The sequence below is a fragment of the Roseovarius halotolerans genome (genome assembly GCF_900172255.1).
Taxonomy (GTDB): Bacteria; Pseudomonadota; Alphaproteobacteria; order Rhodobacterales; family Rhodobacteraceae; genus Roseovarius; species Roseovarius halotolerans.
Genome location: NZ_FWFU01000001.1, coordinates 551957 through 568378 on the forward strand (window position 1 = coordinate 551957; position 16422 = coordinate 568378).

General features: G+C 63.3%; 17 protein-coding genes. 5 read left to right on the forward strand and 12 right to left on the reverse strand.

Translation table 11 applies throughout. The features are described 5' to 3' along the window. Window positions 1-89 precede the first annotated feature (89 nt). From accC to ROH8110_RS02700, 3 genes are all read right to left on the reverse strand, one after another. Entirely contained in the window at window positions 90-1439 is a 1350-nt protein-coding gene (accC, locus tag ROH8110_RS02690; protein WP_085816226.1) for an acetyl-CoA carboxylase biotin carboxylase subunit, read from the reverse strand. A 12-nt stretch (window positions 1440-1451) separates the two neighbouring features. Further along, window positions 1452-1964 (reverse strand): acetyl-CoA carboxylase biotin carboxyl carrier protein, encoded by a 513-nt coding sequence (gene accB / locus ROH8110_RS02695; protein ID WP_085816227.1) that lies wholly within the window; start codon window positions 1962-1964, stop codon window positions 1452-1454. A 169-nt stretch (window positions 1965-2133) separates the two neighbouring features. Next, the gene (locus ROH8110_RS02700) at window positions 2134-2676 is read right to left on the reverse strand and encodes a helix-turn-helix domain-containing protein (protein ID WP_085816958.1); all 543 of its coding nucleotides are present in this window, start codon (window positions 2674-2676) and stop codon (window positions 2134-2136) included. A 155-nt stretch (window positions 2677-2831) separates the two neighbouring features. On the opposite strand from ROH8110_RS02700, the gene queC reads away from it, so the two are divergent. Genes queC through queF form a run of 4 tightly spaced genes read left to right on the forward strand, consistent with a single transcriptional unit; the run spans window position 2832 to window position 5083 of the window. Next, a complete protein-coding gene (gene queC, locus ROH8110_RS02705) occupies window positions 2832-3524 on the forward strand; it encodes a 7-cyano-7-deazaguanine synthase QueC (protein WP_085816959.1) in 693 nt (230 codons plus the stop codon). Continuing rightward, window positions 3524-3880 (forward strand): 6-carboxytetrahydropterin synthase QueD, encoded by a 357-nt coding sequence (gene queD / locus ROH8110_RS02710; RefSeq protein WP_085816228.1) that lies wholly within the window; start codon window positions 3524-3526, stop codon window positions 3878-3880. The genes queC and queD overlap by 1 nt, the downstream gene beginning before the upstream one ends. Beyond that, a complete protein-coding gene (queE, locus tag ROH8110_RS02715; RefSeq protein WP_085816229.1) occupies window positions 3859-4605 on the forward strand; it encodes a 7-carboxy-7-deazaguanine synthase QueE in 747 nt (248 codons plus the stop codon). The genes queD and queE overlap by 22 nt, the downstream gene beginning before the upstream one ends. Window positions 4606-4618: 13 nt before the next feature. Continuing rightward, window positions 4619-5083 (forward strand): preQ(1) synthase, encoded by a 465-nt coding sequence (gene queF / locus ROH8110_RS02720; RefSeq protein ID WP_085816230.1) that lies wholly within the window; start codon window positions 4619-4621, stop codon window positions 5081-5083. Window positions 5084-5138: 55 nt separating this feature from the next. Here queF and ROH8110_RS02725 read toward each other — a convergent pair whose 3' ends face one another. From ROH8110_RS02725 to ROH8110_RS02765, 9 genes are all read right to left on the reverse strand, one after another. After that, window positions 5139-5411 (reverse strand): YMGG-like glycine zipper-containing protein, encoded by a 273-nt coding sequence (locus tag ROH8110_RS02725; RefSeq protein ID WP_085816231.1) that lies wholly within the window; start codon window positions 5409-5411, stop codon window positions 5139-5141. A gap of 83 nt (window positions 5412-5494) precedes the next feature. Beyond that, window positions 5495-6352, reverse strand: a complete 858-nt coding sequence (locus ROH8110_RS02730; protein WP_085816960.1) for a DMT family transporter — start codon at window positions 6350-6352, stop codon at window positions 5495-5497. A gap of 47 nt (window positions 6353-6399) precedes the next feature. Then, a complete protein-coding gene (locus ROH8110_RS02735) occupies window positions 6400-7428 on the reverse strand; it encodes a DMT family transporter (protein ID WP_085816232.1) in 1029 nt (342 codons plus the stop codon). A gap of 163 nt (window positions 7429-7591) precedes the next feature. After that, complete coding sequence (acs, locus tag ROH8110_RS02740) at window positions 7592-9538, reverse strand: acetate--CoA ligase (protein ID WP_085816233.1); 1947 nt, start codon at window positions 9536-9538, stop codon at window positions 7592-7594. A gap of 86 nt (window positions 9539-9624) precedes the next feature. Then, entirely contained in the window at window positions 9625-10380 is a 756-nt protein-coding gene (locus ROH8110_RS02745) for an ABC transporter ATP-binding protein (RefSeq protein WP_085816234.1), read from the reverse strand. A gap of 15 nt (window positions 10381-10395) precedes the next feature. After that, on the reverse strand, window positions 10396-11151 hold the full coding sequence (locus ROH8110_RS02750) for an ABC transporter ATP-binding protein (RefSeq protein WP_085816235.1): 756 nt from the start codon (window positions 11149-11151) through the stop codon (window positions 10396-10398). 12 nt (window positions 11152-11163) lie between these two features. Further along, entirely contained in the window at window positions 11164-12369 is a 1206-nt protein-coding gene (locus ROH8110_RS02755; protein WP_085816236.1) for a branched-chain amino acid ABC transporter permease, read from the reverse strand. Between the two features lie 3 nt (window positions 12370-12372). Continuing rightward, on the reverse strand, window positions 12373-13404 hold the full coding sequence (locus tag ROH8110_RS02760) for a branched-chain amino acid ABC transporter permease (protein ID WP_085816237.1): 1032 nt from the start codon (window positions 13402-13404) through the stop codon (window positions 12373-12375). A gap of 97 nt (window positions 13405-13501) precedes the next feature. Further along, complete coding sequence (locus ROH8110_RS02765; RefSeq protein ID WP_085816238.1) at window positions 13502-14848, reverse strand: substrate-binding protein; 1347 nt, start codon at window positions 14846-14848, stop codon at window positions 13502-13504. Window positions 14849-15070: 222 nt separating this feature from the next. On the opposite strand from ROH8110_RS02765, the gene ROH8110_RS02770 reads away from it, so the two are divergent. After that, window positions 15071-16375: a helix-turn-helix domain-containing protein gene (locus ROH8110_RS02770; protein ID WP_085816239.1), complete on the forward strand. Its 1305-nt coding sequence runs from the start codon at window positions 15071-15073 to the stop codon at window positions 16373-16375. Window positions 16376-16422: the final 47 nt, after the last annotated feature.

Genomic DNA, 16422 nt, shown 5'->3' on the forward strand with positions numbered 1-16422 from the left:
CGGGGATGGGCATTGGTTCCAGAGCCTTGCGGCCGCTGGGTCGCAATGCCGCGGCTTCACCTTGATCCCAAGTGGCTGAGGCGCGCGCCTCAGCCCTGAAGGTTGGTGGCGAGCCATTTTTCCAGCCAGTGGATGTTGTAGTTGCCCGACTGGATATCGGGTTCCTGCAACAGGGCGTGGAACAGCGGCACGGTTGTATCGACCCCATCGACGATCAGTTCGCCCAGTGCGCGGCTGAGGCGCGTGAGGGCGGCGTTGCGGTCGCGTCCATGCACGATCAGCTTGCCGATCAGCGAGTCGTAATAGGGCGGGATCGTGTAGCCGTCATAAAGCGCCGAATCTATCCGCACGCCCAGCCCGCCGGGGGCGTGGAACTGCGTGATCCGGCCCGGACGGGGCGCGAAATCGGGCAGCTTCTCGGCATTGATGCGCACTTCGATGGCGTGGCCGTTGATGACCAGGTCTTCTTGCGTGAAGGACATCGGGTGGCCTTCGGCGACGCGGATCTGTTCCTGCACAAGATCGACGCCGAAGATCGCCTCGGTCACGGGATGTTCCACCTGCAGGCGGGTGTTCATTTCGATGAAATAGAACTCGCCGTCCTCGTAGAGGAATTCGATGGTACCCGCCCCGGTATAGTTGATCGCGGCCACGGCTTCGGCGCAGATCTTGCCGATGCGTGCGCGCTCCTCTTCGGTGATGCAGGGGCCGGGGGCCTCTTCGAGCACCTTCTGGTGGCGGCGCTGGAGCGAGCAGTCGCGTTCGCCCAGATGCACGGCGCGGCCCTTGCCATCGCCGAAGACCTGGATCTCGATATGACGCGGCTTCTGGAGGTATTTCTCTATATAGACCTCGTCATTGCCGAATGCCGCCTTGGATTCGGAACGCGCGGTCATGAAGGCCTTTTCCATGTCGGCGGCGGTTTCGGCGACTTTCATGCCGCGCCCGCCACCACCTGCGGTGGCCTTGATGATCACCGGGTAGCCGATTTCGCCGCCAAGGCGGCGGGCCTCGTCGAGCGTGGGGACGCCGCCGTCCGAGCCCGGCACGCACGGCACGCCGAGCGCCTTCATGGTGTCCTTGGCGGTGATCTTGTCGCCCATGACACGGATATGTTCGGCGGTCGGGCCGATGAAGGTAAGGCCGTGATCCTCGACGATCTGCACGAAATTCGCGTTCTCGGACAGAAAGCCGTAGCCCGGATGGATCGCCTGCGCGCCGGTGACCTCGCAGGCGGCAATGATCGCGGGGATCGACAGGTAGCTTTCGGAGCTGGACGGCGGGCCAATACAAACGGATTCGTCGGCCATGCGCACATGCATCGCATCGGCGTCGGCGGTGGAATGCACCGCGACGGTGTGGATGCCCATCTCGCGTGCGGCGCGGATGACGCGCAGCGCGATCTCGCCGCGGTTAGCTACCAGGATCTTGTCGAACATGCGCAGGAGCCCTTATTCGATGATCATCAGGGGTGCGCCGTATTCCACGGCTGCGCCGTCCTCGACGAGGATGCGCTTGACGGTGCCGCCGCGCGGGGCGGGGATGTGGTTCATGGTTTTCATTGCCTCGACGATCAGCAGGGTGTCGCCCTCGGCCACCTTGTCGCCGACGCTGACGAAGGAAGGCGCGCCGGGTTCGGCCTGCATGTAGATCGTGCCGACCATCGGCGAGGTCACGGCGCCGGGATGGCTGGCGGGGTCGTCGGTCGCGCTCGCATCGCCCGAAGCGCCGCCCGTTGCCACCGGGCCGGAGGCGGGTGCGGTCGGCGACGGCAGTGCGGCGGGGCCGGGTGCCGGGGCGGTGACGTGGTTGATGACCTCCTGCTTGCGGCTGACACGCACGCTGAGCGCGTCATGATCGCCATATTCGCGCTTGACCTGCAATTCGGTGAGGTCGTTCTCGTTCAGGAGTTCGGCCAGGGCCTTGATGAAGGTCACGTCTGAATCATGGGTCTTGTTCGACATTGGGGTCCTCGAACGCTGGCGATGGACGCCGTCGCGCCATCGTGTTTTTGATTTTCGCCGCTTATAGGCCATGCGGGAGGCTTAGAAAAGCGGTCAATTCCCCGCAAACTGGGGCAGTTTGTCCGCGATTGCGAGGGGAAAAGCCGTGAGACGCGACCTCTTGCCGAATTCAGAGCGGCATCCCCGAGAGTTTGGCCACGAGTTCGGCGAGTTTGCGCGCCTGGAACTTGTCGAGAAGACGCGCGCGATAGACTTCGATGGTGCGGTAGCTGAGCCCGAGTTCCAGCCCGATTTCCTTGGACGTCATGCCCCGGCAGGTGAGGATGGCGACTTCGCGCTCGCGCCGGGTCAGTTCGACAACGGGGCGTTCATCGGAGAGGTCGGTAAAGGACCAGACGCCGCGACGAAACGGGTCTTCGGGCGTGACAGATTGCCCGCGCGCGCGGCACCAGAACAGCGTGCCGTCGCGGCGCTTCATCACCCGCTCGTCGCTATAGCGCCCGGTGTCGCGCATGATCGCCAGCGCGCGTTCGCCGATGCGGCTGTAATCCTCGATCGAAGGGTAGTAGCGCGCCAGCGGCACATCGATGAAATCCGCCGTTTCGCCGCCGAAGGTCGCCGCGAACTGGAGGTTGCAGCGGCGAATGATGCGGTTTTCCAGCAGCGTCAGCCCGACCGGGGCATGTTCAAAGGCGAGGGCGTCGATCTCCATCATGCGAGTATGCCCGCTGCTACGCACCGATCCAAGACCGGCGTTGAAATCCGCACCGCAACGGGCCAAGGCCGATGCTTGTCATCGAGACCCGAAACGCTTAGATGCGCTTCATGCGGTCGCAGCCTACCCGCTCAAAACAAGGACTCGAGATCATGAAGACGATTGTCATCTGCTCAGGCGGGCTGGATTCCGTCTCGCTTGCCCACAAGGTCGCCGCCGAACAGGATTTGGCGGGGCTTTTGTCGTTCGACTACGGACAGCGCCACGCCAAGGAGCTGGATTTCGCCCGGCTTTGCGCCGAGCGCCTGGGTGTGATGCATCGGGTGGTTGATCTGCGCGGCGTCGGTGCGGCGCTGTCGGGGTCGGCGCTGACGGATGATGTGGATGTGCCGGACGGGCATTACGCAGAGGAAACCATGAAGGTGACGGTCGTGCCCAACCGCAACGCGATCATGCTGGCTGTGGGATTCGGCATGGCCGCGGCGGAGGGCGCGGATGCGGTGGCCGTGGCGGTGCATGGCGGCGATCATTTCATCTATCCCGATTGCCGCCCCGGTTTCATCGACGCCTTTCAGGCGATGGAAGCGAGGGCGCTGGAGGGGGTGGCGGATGTCACGCTCTATGCGCCTTTCGTGAATGGCTCGAAGGCCGATATCGTGACCGAGGGCGCGCGCCACGGCACGCCGTTTGCGCAGACATGGTCCTGCTACAAGGGCGGCGAGGTGCATTGCGGGCGCTGTGGCACCTGCGTCGAGCGGCGAGAGGCGTTTCACCTTGCGGGGGTCGCGGACCCGACCGAATACGGCGATCCCGATTTCTGGCGCGAAACCGTGGGAGTCGCGTGATGTACACGATCACCAAGGAATTCCATTTCTCGGCCTCGCATCAGCTGTTCGGCCTGCCCGAGGATCATCAATGCGCGCGCCTGCACGGGCATAATTACATTGTCGTCGTGGAACTGCGCTCCGAGACGCTGAACCAGCACGGTTTCGTGCGCGATTACCACGATCTGGCGGGTTTGAAGCGCTATATCGACGAGGAACTGGATCACCGGCACCTCAACGATGTGCTGGGCGACGATTGCGTCACCGCCGAGCGCATGGCGAAGCATTTCTTTCAGTGGTGCCATGCGCAATGGCCCGAGGTAACGGCCGTGCGCGTGAGCGAGACCCCGAAGACATGGGCGGAGTATCGGCCGTGAGCGACGAAACCCCGCTTCGCGTGTCCGAGATCTTCGGCCCGACGATCCAGGGCGAGGGCGCGCTGATCGGCGTGCCGACGGTGTTCGTGCGCCTTGGCGGGTGCGATTACCGCTGTTCGTGGTGCGACAGTCTGCATGCCGTGGAAAGCGCCTATCGCGAGAGCTGGATCCCGATGAGCGCCGAGGCGGTCATGGATGAGGTTGCGCGCCTGTCGGGCGGGCGGCCCTTGCTGGTGTCGCTGTCAGGTGGCAACCCGGCGATCCAGCCCCTGGCGGGGCTGATCGGGCTGGGCCACGACAAGGGCTATTGCTTTGCGCTGGAGACGCAGGGGTCGGTGGCGCGCGACTGGTTTCGCGATCTCGACATGCTGGTGCTCAGCCCCAAGCCGCCCTCGAGCGGGATGGAGGTGGATTGGACCGCGTTCCAGGCCTGCGTCGATGCGGGGCAGGGCGCGGATATGGTGATGAAGATCGTCATCTTCGACGAGACAGATTACCAATGGGCGCAGGGCGTGGCGGCGCGCTATCCGCATTTGCCGCTGTTCTTGCAGCCGGGCAACCACACGCCGCCGCCGCCCGACGACGATCATGCGCTGGTCGATCAGGCGGGCGTCGATGAGCGGATGCGCTGGCTTGTGGACAAGGTCACGCAGGATGGATGGTTTCAGGCGCGGGTCTTGCCGCAATTGCATGTGATGCTGTGGGGCAACAAGCGCGGCGTATGACGGGAAAGACGATATGAGCGACGATATCTACAAGGATCTCAAGCAATTGGGCGGCATGGCGGCGATGCCCCAGAGCCCCGATGAGGCCGAGCTGGAGCGGGTCAGGAACCCGCAGGCGGATGTGGCCTATAACGTGCGTTTCACCGCACCCGAGTTCACGTCGCTCTGCCCGATGACGGGGCAGCCGGATTTCGCGCACCTGGTGATCGATTACGTGCCGGGCGAATGGCTGGTGGAAAGCAAGTCGCTCAAGCTGTTCCTGGGGAGCTTTCGCAATCACGGCGCCTTTCACGAGGATTGCACCGTGACGATCGCGCGCCGCCTGGCCGATTTCCTTGAGCCCAGGTGGTTGCGGATCGGGGGCTATTGGTATCCGCGCGGCGGTATCCCGATCGACGTGTTCTACCAGACCGGAGAAATGCCCAGTGATGTCTGGATTCCCGATCAGGGGGTTGCGCCCTATCGCGGGCGGGGCTGACATGAAAAAGGGCGCCGCGCTTTGCTGCGCGACGCCCTGATGTCATCATGCCTTGTCAGGGGCAGGCGGCACGGTAATAGGTGCCATCGCCGCGCGAATAGGCGCAGGTATTGTTGTTGCGGTTACGCGCGACGAGCACGCCCGCGCCGGCCCCTGCCAGCGTCGAGACCACCGTCCAGTTGTCATTGGCGCCGAGCGCCTTGGCTGTGATCAGCCCCAGGCTGCCGCCGATTGCCGCGCCTGCGGCCTGGCGTTCCTGCTCTGCTGTCATGCAGCCGGTCAATGCCAGGCTTGCTGCGAAGGCGGTGGCAATAAGTGTCTTCTGCATTGTCTTGACCTCTCTTTGAAATGCTGTTGGTCGAAGGCCGGATCAGACTAACATGCTGACGCGGCTCATGCAGCCCCGTGAGGTCACACGATCGGCGGAGGCGGCTTGCGCCGGGCGCCGGAAAGCGCGTTTCCGGCGATTGCGCCAAGCAGGACCGCGCCGCCCAGGAGCGTGTTGGCGGTGGCGGTTTCGCCCAGAGCCAGCCAGACCCAGAGCGGGCCAAGCACCACTTCGGCAAGCGAAAGCAGCGTCAGTTCCACTGCCGGAACGGTCTTTGAGCCGATGGTATACAGGATGAGTCCGGCGCCGACCTGGAACACGCCCATGCCAAGCGAGAGCGCGGTATCATGCGGCGAGACCACCAGCGAGAGGCCGGACCCGAGGCAGATCGCGCCCATGATCGGAACGGCGAACAGACCCGAGAGGAAAACCGCCGGCATCATTTCGCCGGCGCGCCCCCATCGGAGGGCCACGGTGAAGACCGCGAAGCCCGTTGCCGAGCCGAGCGCGGCCAGATTTCCCCTGAGCGCCGAATCACCTGTCTTGTCCCAGACCATCACCACGATCCCTGCGCAGGCCACGGCAATCGCCACCCAGGTCTGGGGGCGGACGGATTCGCTCAGGATCACCCGGCCAAGCACCGCCGCCAGCAGGGGCGCGCTGGCGAAAAGCAGCATCGCGTTGGCCACCGACGTGGTCTGAACGGCGTAGATCCCGCCGGTATAGGCACCAACCAGCGACAGCCCCGCGATCACACCGGGCAGCCCGGTGGCGCGGGCCAGCGCGAAGGGGCTGCGCCCGCTGCGCAGGCGGATCACCACGTAAAGCAGCAGCGAGAGGCTGACCGAGCGATAGAACAGGATCTGCCAGACCAGCGCATCCTCCATCAGGCGAATGCCCAGCCCCACGGTAGACCACAGCACCCCGGCGCAGAACACCATGACGATGCCACGCAGATCACGCTGTGGCAGGTTCAAGGCGGTATGAGTCAAAGGGCGTCTTCCTCCTCGGGGATCTGCTGGGGCAGTGGGCTGCCGGGCACGAAGACCCCTTCGGCGACGATGGCGGGCTCGGGCGTGTCGCGCCCGGCGCGCAATTCGCGATAGCCAAGGTAGAGCCCGCTGCCCACGATCAGCGCCATGCCGATCAGCGTGTTGGCTGGTGGAATTTCATCCCAGAGGGCATAGGCCATCAGCGCCGCGAACGGAAGATAGGTATAATCGAACGGCGCCACGAGGCTGGCATTGGCGACCTGATAGGCGCGCGACAACAGCATGTAACCCGCCATCCCCAGGAGGCCGAGAAGCGCGAGGCCGGGCAGGTCCGCGAAAGAGACCGAAACGGGCGGCCAGGCAAGATGCGCGAAGCCCGCCCCCTGCGGTAGGATCTGGTTGAAGGCCCAGCCCATCGGCAGGATCATCAGCCCCGAGAAACCAAGCGTGTATAGCCCCACGGTCAGCGTGCTTTCGCGGTCGCCGATGCGCCGGGCGATGATCTGCGACGCGGCATAGGTCACGGCGCAGGTCAGCGGCAGAGCGGCGACCCAGGAAAACGCCTCGCCTGCGGGGTTCATCGCGATGATCACGCCGACAAACCCCACAGCCAGCGCCCAGGCCCGGTGGATACCGATGGTTTCCTTGAGAAACACCGTCGCCATCAGGGCGGTGATCAGCGGCGCCGAGAAGAAGATCGTGGTCACTTCGGCCAGCCCCATATAGGGGAAGGCCGCGTAGAACATCGAAAACCCCAGCGAGAACAGCATGGCCCGCGCAAGATGCAGCGGCCAGAGGGGCGTGCGCAGCCGGTGCGGCGCCCCCAGAAGCGCCACCAGCGGCAGCAGCAACAGCACCGACACGACCGCCCGCACGAAGATCAACTGCCAGACCGGATAGGATTCAAGCATGGTCTTCATCATCGCGTCCTGGGCGACGAAGAGCAGCATCCCGATTTCGACGCAGAGAATGCCGTGCAGCGCACGGGAGGGCAGTCTCGGGCTGTCGGGTGCCAGCAACGACATGGGGTCTCGTCCGGATGTTAAAGGTGGTGGCGCCGGATCTGTCGGCACCCTGCCGCCTACAATAGGACGATAGCGACGCTGGTCTCGCTTGTTAGCGACAAAAAGAAACCCCCGCAGGGCCGGGGCCGTGCGGGGGGCGATATGCGCGCCATGTGCGGGCGGATCAGCGGTTGCGGCGGTTCTCGATCAGATCGTCGACCACGCTGGGATCGGCAAGGGTCGAGGTGTCGCCGAGGCTGCCGTAATCGTTCTCGGCAATCTTGCGCAGGATGCGGCGCATGATCTTGCCCGAACGGGTCTTGGGCAGGCCGGGCGCCCACTGGATCAGGTCGGGCTTGGCGATCGGACCGATTTCCGCGCGCACCCATGCCTCGAGCTCCTTGCGCAGCTCGTCGCTGGGTTCTTCGCCGGTCATCAGGGTGACATAGGCATAGATGCCCTGGCCCTTGATGTCGTGGGGATAGCCCACGACCGCGGCCTCGGCGACCTTGGAATGCGCGACGAGAGCAGATTCGACCTCGGCGGTGCCCATGCGGTGCCCGGAGACGTTGATCACGTCATCGACGCGCCCGGTGATCCAGTAATAGCCGTCAGCATCGCGCCGGCAGCCATCGCCGGTAAAGTAATAGCCCTTGTATTGCTGGAAATACGTGGCCTGGAAGCGATCGTGATCGCCCCAAACGGTGCGCATCTGCCCCGGCCAGCTATCCTTGAGGGCTAGCACGCCCGAGGCTTCGGTCGTGGTGATCTCCTTGCCGGATTCGGTTTCCAGCACCACCGGCTGCACGCCGATGAAGGGCTTGGTTGCCGAGCCGGGTTTGGTGGCGATGGCGCCGGGCAGCGGGGTGATCAGGTGGCCGCCGGTCTCGGTCTGCCAGAAGGTGTCGACGATGGGGCAGTTTCCCTTGCCGACCACCTCGTTATACCAGTTCCAGGCTTCGGGGTTGATCGGTTCGCCGACGGTGCCCAGCACCTTGATATCCGAGAGATCGTACTTCTCGACGAAGTCGTTGCCCTGGCCCATCAGCGCGCGGATCGCGGTGGGGGCGGTGTAGAACTGGTTGACCTTGTGCTTTTCGCAGACCGCCCAGAACCGCCCGGCATCGGGGTAGGTGGGCACGCCCTCGAACATCAGTGTGGTCGCGCCATTGGCCAGCGGGCCATAGACGATGTAGCTGTGGCCGGTGACCCAGCCGACATCGGCGGTACACCAGAACACGTCGCCCCGGTGATAGTCGAAGGTCAGCTCGTGGGTCATCGCCGCCCAGACGAGGTAACCGCCCTGGGTATGGACGACGCCCTTGGGCTGGCCGGTGGAGCCGCTGGTATAGAGGATGAACAGCGGGTCTTCGGCGTTCATTTCCTCGGGCGGGCAGTCGGAATCGACCTTCTCGAGCTCCTCATGCAGCCAGTAATCGCCTTCGGAGCGCCACGCGATCTGGTCGCCGCTGCGCTGCACCACAAGGCATTTCACGTCATTGACGTCATGCAGGAGTGCCTGGTTCACGTTATCCTTGAGTTTGGTCATGCGACCGCCGCGCGGGGCTGAGTCGGCCGTGATCACGAGCCGCGCATCGCAGCCGTTGATCCGCGCACCCAGAGCGTCGGGAGAAAAGCCCGCAAAGACGATGGAATGGATCGCGCCGATCCGCGCGCAGGCCAGCATCGCATAGGCGGCCTCGGGGATCATCGGAAGGTAGATCACCACCCGGTCGCCCTTCTTGACGCCGAGATTCTTGAGCACGTTCGACATCTTGCAGACGTTTTCGTGCAATTCGCGATAGGTGATGTGGCGGGCCGCGTCGCCGGGTTCGTCGGGTTCCCAGATGATCGCGGTCTGATCGCCACGGGTTTCGAGGTGGCGGTCGATGCAATTGGCCGCGACGTTGAGCGTGCCGTCCTCGAACCATTTGATCGAGACATTGCCGAATGTGAAATCGACGTTCTTCACCTTGGTGAAGGGTTTCATCCAGTCGACGCGCTTGCCGTGCTCGGCCCAGAAGGCCTCGGGATCGTTGATCGAGGCGGCGTAGAGGTCTTCATAACGGTCGGCGTCCACATGGGCCCCGGCGACGAATTCTTTTGAGGGGGGATAAATCTTGTCGGACATGTCGGACCTTTACGTTCTTGAATTTCGCAGAAAGGGTAGGGGCCTGCCAGCGCTTATGCAAGCGCCGCCAGGACCATGAGGCGCGTTCAGATCGCCAGGTATTCGGCGCGCAGCTCCTCGTTCTCGAGGACTTCGGAGGCGGAACCGTCGAAAACGATCGAGCCGGTGTCGAGGATCACGGCACGGTCGGCGAGTTCCAGCGCGCGCACGGCGTTCTGTTCGACGAGGATCGTGGTGATGCCCTGCTCCTTGATCAGGCGAAGGGTCTTTTCGATCTCGTCGACGATCACCGGGGCAAGCCCTTCATAGGGTTCGTCAAGCAGCAGCACCTTGATGTCGCGCGCCAGGGCGCGGGCCACGGCCAGCATCTGCTGTTCGCCGCCCGACAGGGTCACACCCTCCTGGCGGCGGCGTTCGGCGAGTCGGGGAAACAGTTCGTAGAGGCGATCGATCGACCAGCCGACGGGCGGTGCGATCTGAGCCAGCTCGAGGTTTTCCTCGACGGTGAGGCCGGGGATGATGCAACGATCCTCGGGCACCAGCGCGATACCGGCGGCCGCGGCCTCGTGGCTCTTCATGTTGTGAAGCGCCTGGTGATCCAGCCAGACTTCGCCGTGGTTCATCTGTGGGCTGTCCATCCGCGCGATGGCGCGCAGGGTGGTTGTCTTGCCCGCACCGTTGCGGCCCAGAAGCGCGAGGATCTCGCCCTCGTGGACGTTGAAGCTGATCCCCTGGACGATATAGCTTTCGCCGTAATAGGCCTGCATTTCCCAGACCGAGAGAAAGGCCGGGGCGGTTTCGGCGTAGTTCTTGCCCTTGGAGAAGTCCGGTTTGACGTTCATCTCGTGATCTCCTTCTTAGGCCGCTTCGCCGAGATAGGCTTCGCGCACCTTCGGGTGGCCCTTGATCTTTTCGGGCGTGTCTTCGACCAGCGGTGTTCCCTGCGCCAGCACGGTGATCCGCTCGGCGAGCGAGAACACCACATGCATGTCATGTTCGATGATGGCGATGGTGATGTCGCGCTCGTCCTTGATCTGCTTGAGCAGGTCGATGGTGTTGTTGGTGTCGGCCCGCGCCATGCCAGCGGTGGGCTCGTCGAGCAACAAGAGTCGCGGGTTCTGCGCCAGGCACATGCCGATCTCGAGGCGGCGCTTGTCGCCGCGGCTCATCGAGGCGGAATGGAAATGGCGCTTGTCGGCCATGTTGAGGTCTTCAAGCATGGCCTCGGCCTTTTCGATGATCTCCTTCTCCTGGGCGCTGCTTTCGATCGCATGCATCCGGAACGATCCGTCGCGCTTGGCGAAGATCGGGATCATCATGTTTTCCAGCACGCTGAGATCGCCGAAGATCTCGGGGGTCTGGAACACGCGCGAGATGCCCATCTGGTTGATTTCGAACGGTTTGCGCCCCAGCACCGACTGGCCGTCGAACATGACGCTGCCGGTGTCCGGGATCAGCTTGCCCACCAGCACGTTGAGCAGGGTGGACTTGCCTGCGCCGTTGGGGCCGATGATGGCGTGGCAGGAGTTCTCGGCCACGCTGAGATTGACATCGCCCAGGGCCTGAAGGCCGCCGAAACGCTTGTTGACGTTCTTGACTTCGAGGATACCCATTGATCCCTCTCCTTATTCCGCAGGCGTGGACTGGGTGGACTTGTCGGTCTCCTGGCCGCTTTTCTTGCGACGGAAGAGCCGGCCGATCCGCTGGCCGCCTTCGACGAGGCCGCCGGGCAGGAAGATCACCACGAGCATGAACAGAATGCCCAGGGTCAGGTGCCAGCCCTTGCCGATGAAGGGATAGACAAGTGCGATCAGCGTATCCTCGAGCCCGTCAGGCATGAACGAGAACCAGCTGTGAAGGATGCCTTCGTTGATCTTCGAGAAGATGTTCTCGAAATACTTGATGAAGCCTGCACCCAGAACCGGGCCGATCAGCGTGCCCGCGCCGCCCAGGATGGTCATCAGAACGACTTCGCCGCTGGCGGTCCACTGCATCCTCTCGGCGCCCGCAAGCGGGTCCATCGAGGCCATCAGGCCGCCGGCAAGCCCGGCATACATGCCGGAGATCACGAAGGCCGCCAGTGTATAGGGGCGCGAATTGAGGCCTGTATAGTTCATCCGGGTCTGGTTGGACTTGACCGCGCGCAGCATCATCCCAAAGGGCGAGCGGAAGATCCGGATCGCCAGGTAGAAGGACAGGAGCATCAGGATCGCGCTGAGGTAATAGCCGGTGTTGAACTGGAAGTTCCAGGGGCCAACCACCATCTCGTAGGTCGCGCGCATTTCGGCGCCGAACAGGTTGGTGACCGGGATCGAGCCATCCGCCGTGGACGAACTGCCCAATACGCGCGGGTCGTCCAGCGTCAGTTGCAGGCCGGTTTCACCATTGGTGATCGGTGTCAGCACCGAATAGGCGAGGTTGAAGCTCATCTGCGCGAAGGCCAGGGTGAGGATCGAGAAGTAGATACCCGAGCGGCGCAGCGACACGAAGCCGATCAGAAGAGCGAAAACCCCGGCGACGACAACCGACAGTAGGATCGCCGGCAGGACGTTCATGCTGAGCAGCTTGAACATCCAGACCGCGGAATAGCTGCCCACCCCGAGGAACGCCGCGTGGCCGAAGGAAAGGTAGCCGGTCAGCCCGAACAGGATGTTGAAGCCGATCGCGAAGATACCGAAGATCACGAAGCGCTGCATCAGGTCGGGATAGCCCGCGTTGAACTGTGCCATGGCACTGTCGGTGGGAAACGGGTTGAGGAGGAACGGCGCTGCCAGGGTCAGGGCCGCCACGATGATAAGGAGCGTGGTGTCTTTCTTGTCGAGACCGAACATGGCTTAGTCCTCCATCACGCCCTTGCGGCCCATCAGGCCACGGGGACGCGTCAGCAGAATGATGATTGCAACGAGATAAATGATGATCTGGTCGATACCAGGAAAGATCGACTTGATCTCGTTCATCGACGCGAAGCTCTCGAGGATTCCGAGGAGGAACCCGGCCAGAACGGCACCGGGCAGTGAGCCCATGCCGCCGACCACGACCACGACGAAGCTGAGCACGAGGAAATCCATGCCCATGTGGTAGTTCGGCGAATTGATCGGCGCATACATCACCCCAGCAAGCCCCGCTACCGCGGCGGCAATGCCGAACATGATGGTGAAACGGCGGTCGATGTTGATACCGAGGAGACCGACGGTTTCACGGTCGGCCATGCCGGCGCGCACCACCATACCGAAGGTGGTGAACTGCAGGAATGCGAAGACCCCGCCGATGATCACGGCCGCGAAGGCGAAATAGACCAGGCGCCAGTAGGGATAGATGACGGCGTTGGCCTGGAACCCCAGGAACGCGCCGAAATCGAAGCTGCCGGTCAGCGCCTCGGGCGCCGGGGTGGGTATCGGGTTGGCGCCGTAGAAATACTTGATGATCTCCTGAAGCACGATGGCCAGGCCGAAGGTCACGAGGATCTGGTCGGCATGTGGACGCTTGTAGAAATGCTTGATCAGGCCGCGCTCCATGATGAAGCCGATGGCGATCATGATCGGGATCGAGAACAGGATCGCCAGGGGCACCGCCCAGTCGATGATCGCGCCGCCCAGTTCCGGGCCGAACCAGCTTTCGACATAGGGCGTCTTGACCTTGAGGGGGTTGCCGAGAAAGTCGGTCTGGCTTTCGTCGATGACCTCGTAGCTGAGGTTGAAGATCTTCGACAGTGTGACCGCGCAGAAGGCACCGATCATGAACAGCGCGCCATGCGCGAAGTTCACCACGCCGAGCGTGCCGAAGATCAGCGTCAGGCCAAGCGCGATCAGCGCGTAGGCCGAGCCTTTGTCGAGCCCGTTCAGGATTTGCAGAATAATAGCGTCCATTGTTCCCACCCGTGGGTTAAGAGAAGTGGTGGTTTATCCGATGGTGACGGATCGTGTCCGGCCGCGCGTCAACACGCGGCCGGACACCTTGAAGGCCTCAGGCGCCGGGGTTGCAGGTACCCAGGTTGCCGCCTGCGAACATCGGGTGATCCGGTTCGTAGGTGACCTGTGCAGCGGGCGTGACTTCGACCACTTCCAGCAAGTCGAACTCGCTGGTCGGGTTTTCCTTGCCGCGCACGACCAGAACATCCTTGAAGCACTGGTGGTCTTCGGCGCGATAAAGCGTCTTGCCGTTGCCCAGACCGTCGAACTCGAACCCTTCCAGGGCCTCTGCGACACCGCAGGGGTTGAAGGTGCCCGCACGCTGGCAGGCATCCGCATAAAGCAGGGTCTGGCAGTAGACGGTATGTGCGGCCTGGCTCGGCGGGAAGCCGTATTTCTCGCCGAAGGATTTGACGAATGCCTTGGAGGCATCATCCTGAAGCGACCAGTGCCAGTTCGTCGAGCCGTGAATGCCTTTCACGTTCTCGCCGGCACCTTTGGCCATCAGGCGCGAATAGAGCGGAACGACGATTTCGAAGTTCTTGCCGTTCACCTGCTTTTCGCGCAGGCCGAACTGAACCGCGTTGGTCAGCGAGTTGACCATGTTGCCGCCGTAGTGGTTCAGGACCAGAACGTCGGCGCCCGAGTTCAGAACCGGTGCGATGTAGGACGAGAAGTCGGTCGCGGCCAGCGGGGTCTTGACCGTGTTCACGGTTTCCCAGCCCAGTGCCTCGGTCGAGGCGACGATCGATTCTTCCTGTGTCCAGCCCCAAGTATAGTCGGCGGTCAGGTGATAAGCCTTGCGGTCAGAGCCGTAGAGTTTCTCAAGCACGGGCGCCAGGGCGGCGCCTGACATGTAGGCGTTGAAGAAGTGACGGAAACCGTTGGCCTTCTTGTCCTTGCCGGTGGTGTCGTTCGAGTGGGTCAGGCCCGCCATGAAGATCACGCCGGCCTCCTGGCAGAGACCCTGCACAGCGATAGCGACGCCCGAGGACGAGCCGCCGGTGATCATGATGGCGCCGTCCTTTTCGATCATCGACTTCGCCGATGCGCGGGCAGCGTCGGATTTGGTCTGCGTGTCGCCGGTGACGAACTCGACCTTCTTGCCCATGATTCCCGATCCGTCGAGAGCCTTGGAGCTGAAGGTGTTCATCATGCCGCCGTCGCCGCCACCGTTCAGGTGCTCGACCGCCAGTTCGTAGGCGCGCAGTTCGTCTGCGCCCTCGTCGGCATAGGGGCCGGTCTGCGGCACGTTGAAGCCAAGCGTTACCGAAGAGCCGGTCGGCTCGTTGGTGTATGCTGCGGCCGAGGAAGCGGTGAAGATCGTCGGCAGTGCGATGCCGGCACCGGCAACCGCGCTGGTTTTCAGCAATCCACGACGCGTGAGATTGGATTTGGACATAGATATCCTCCCATTATGAAATGCATGGGGGATACGCCTCCTCTGCGCTCCCCCACGTGGCACAGATGTGCAAACGCATTATCGCAAGAAGAAAGAAAATTTCGCAACAACTGCTTTTACTTGAACGATTTTTTTGTAAAAAACTCGACAACACGAAAGTGATTATTGTAAAAAAGTTGCAAATAATGCGCTGAAGGCGCGCGAATTGCAGGAAAATTTCCGATGCCTGAAAGCTCGATGATCGGCAGCCGCATCCGCGAAAGACGCGTGATGAACGGCATTCGGCAGTCCGATTTGGCCCGCCGTGTCGGGATTTCGCCGTCTTACCTGAACCTGATCGAACATAACCGGCGCAGAATCGGCGGTAAGACCCTTCTCGATATCGCCGATGCGTTGGAGGTGGAGCCCGCGCTGCTTTCCGAGGGGGCCGAGGCGACGCTGATCACCGGGTTGCGCGAAGCTGCGGGCGCCCAGGCCGCGCAAGGCGTCGAGACCGACCGCACCGAGGAATTCGCCGGGCGCTTTCCGGGCTGGGCGCGCCTGCTGGTGGACCTGCATGGCCGCGCCGGGGCCCTGCAGCGCACGGTCGAGACCCTGACGGACCGCTTGGCGCATGACCCGCATCTGGCGGATTCGCTGCACGAGGTGATCTCGACGGTGACCGCGATCCGCTCGACCTCGTCGATCCTGGTCGAGACCGAGGCGCTGGAGCCCGAATGGCAGAACCGCTTTCACCGCAATATCGACGAAGACAGCCGCCGGCTTGCCGAAGGCGCCGAGGCGCTGGTGCGCTATCTTGAGGGGGCGGCCAATACCGAGGTCGAGATCAAGTCGCCGCAGGACGAGCTGTTGGCGTTCCTGTCGGCCAACGATTTCCATTTCCCGGCGCTCGAAGTCGGCGCGGGGCCGCAGGTTGCGAAGAAGATCGTGGAGCAGGCCGGGGCGCTGGTTTCGGATGCGGCGCGGCGGCTGGCGCTGGACGCGCTGGAGCAATACCGCGCGGATGCCGAACGCCTGCCGCTAAAACCGCTGTTGGAGGAAATGCGCCGCGATCCCGCACCCGAGCGGCTTGCGCAGCTCTTTGGCGGTGATCTGCCCGCGGTTTTCCGGCGCATCGCGTCGCTGCCCGAAAGCGAGGTGGGGCTGGTCGGATTGGTGACATGCGATGCGTCGGGCGCGTTGATCCATCGCCGCCCGTTCCCGCGTTTCGCGATGCCGCGCGATGCCGGGGCCTGCGCACTCTGGCCGCTTTTCCAGGTGCTTGGGCAACCGCAAGTGCCGGTTCGGGTGCGCCTGCGCCAGGCGGGACGTGGGCAGGAGACGGTGTTGGCGCTGGCTGTCGCCGAGCAGCTTGCCCCGGCAACCTTCGAGCGGCCGGCGTTGATGCGGGCGCATATGCTGATCCTGCCCGACGGATCGGACCGAAGCGAGGGCGAGGTGCGCGATGTCGGGGTCAGTTGCCGGATCTGCCCGCTCAGGGACTGCCCTGCGCGCCGCGAACCGTCGATTGTTGCAGACGGATTTTGACAGCGGCGCAGACATTGACGATAAATGCGCGGTGGCAACCGCCGCAA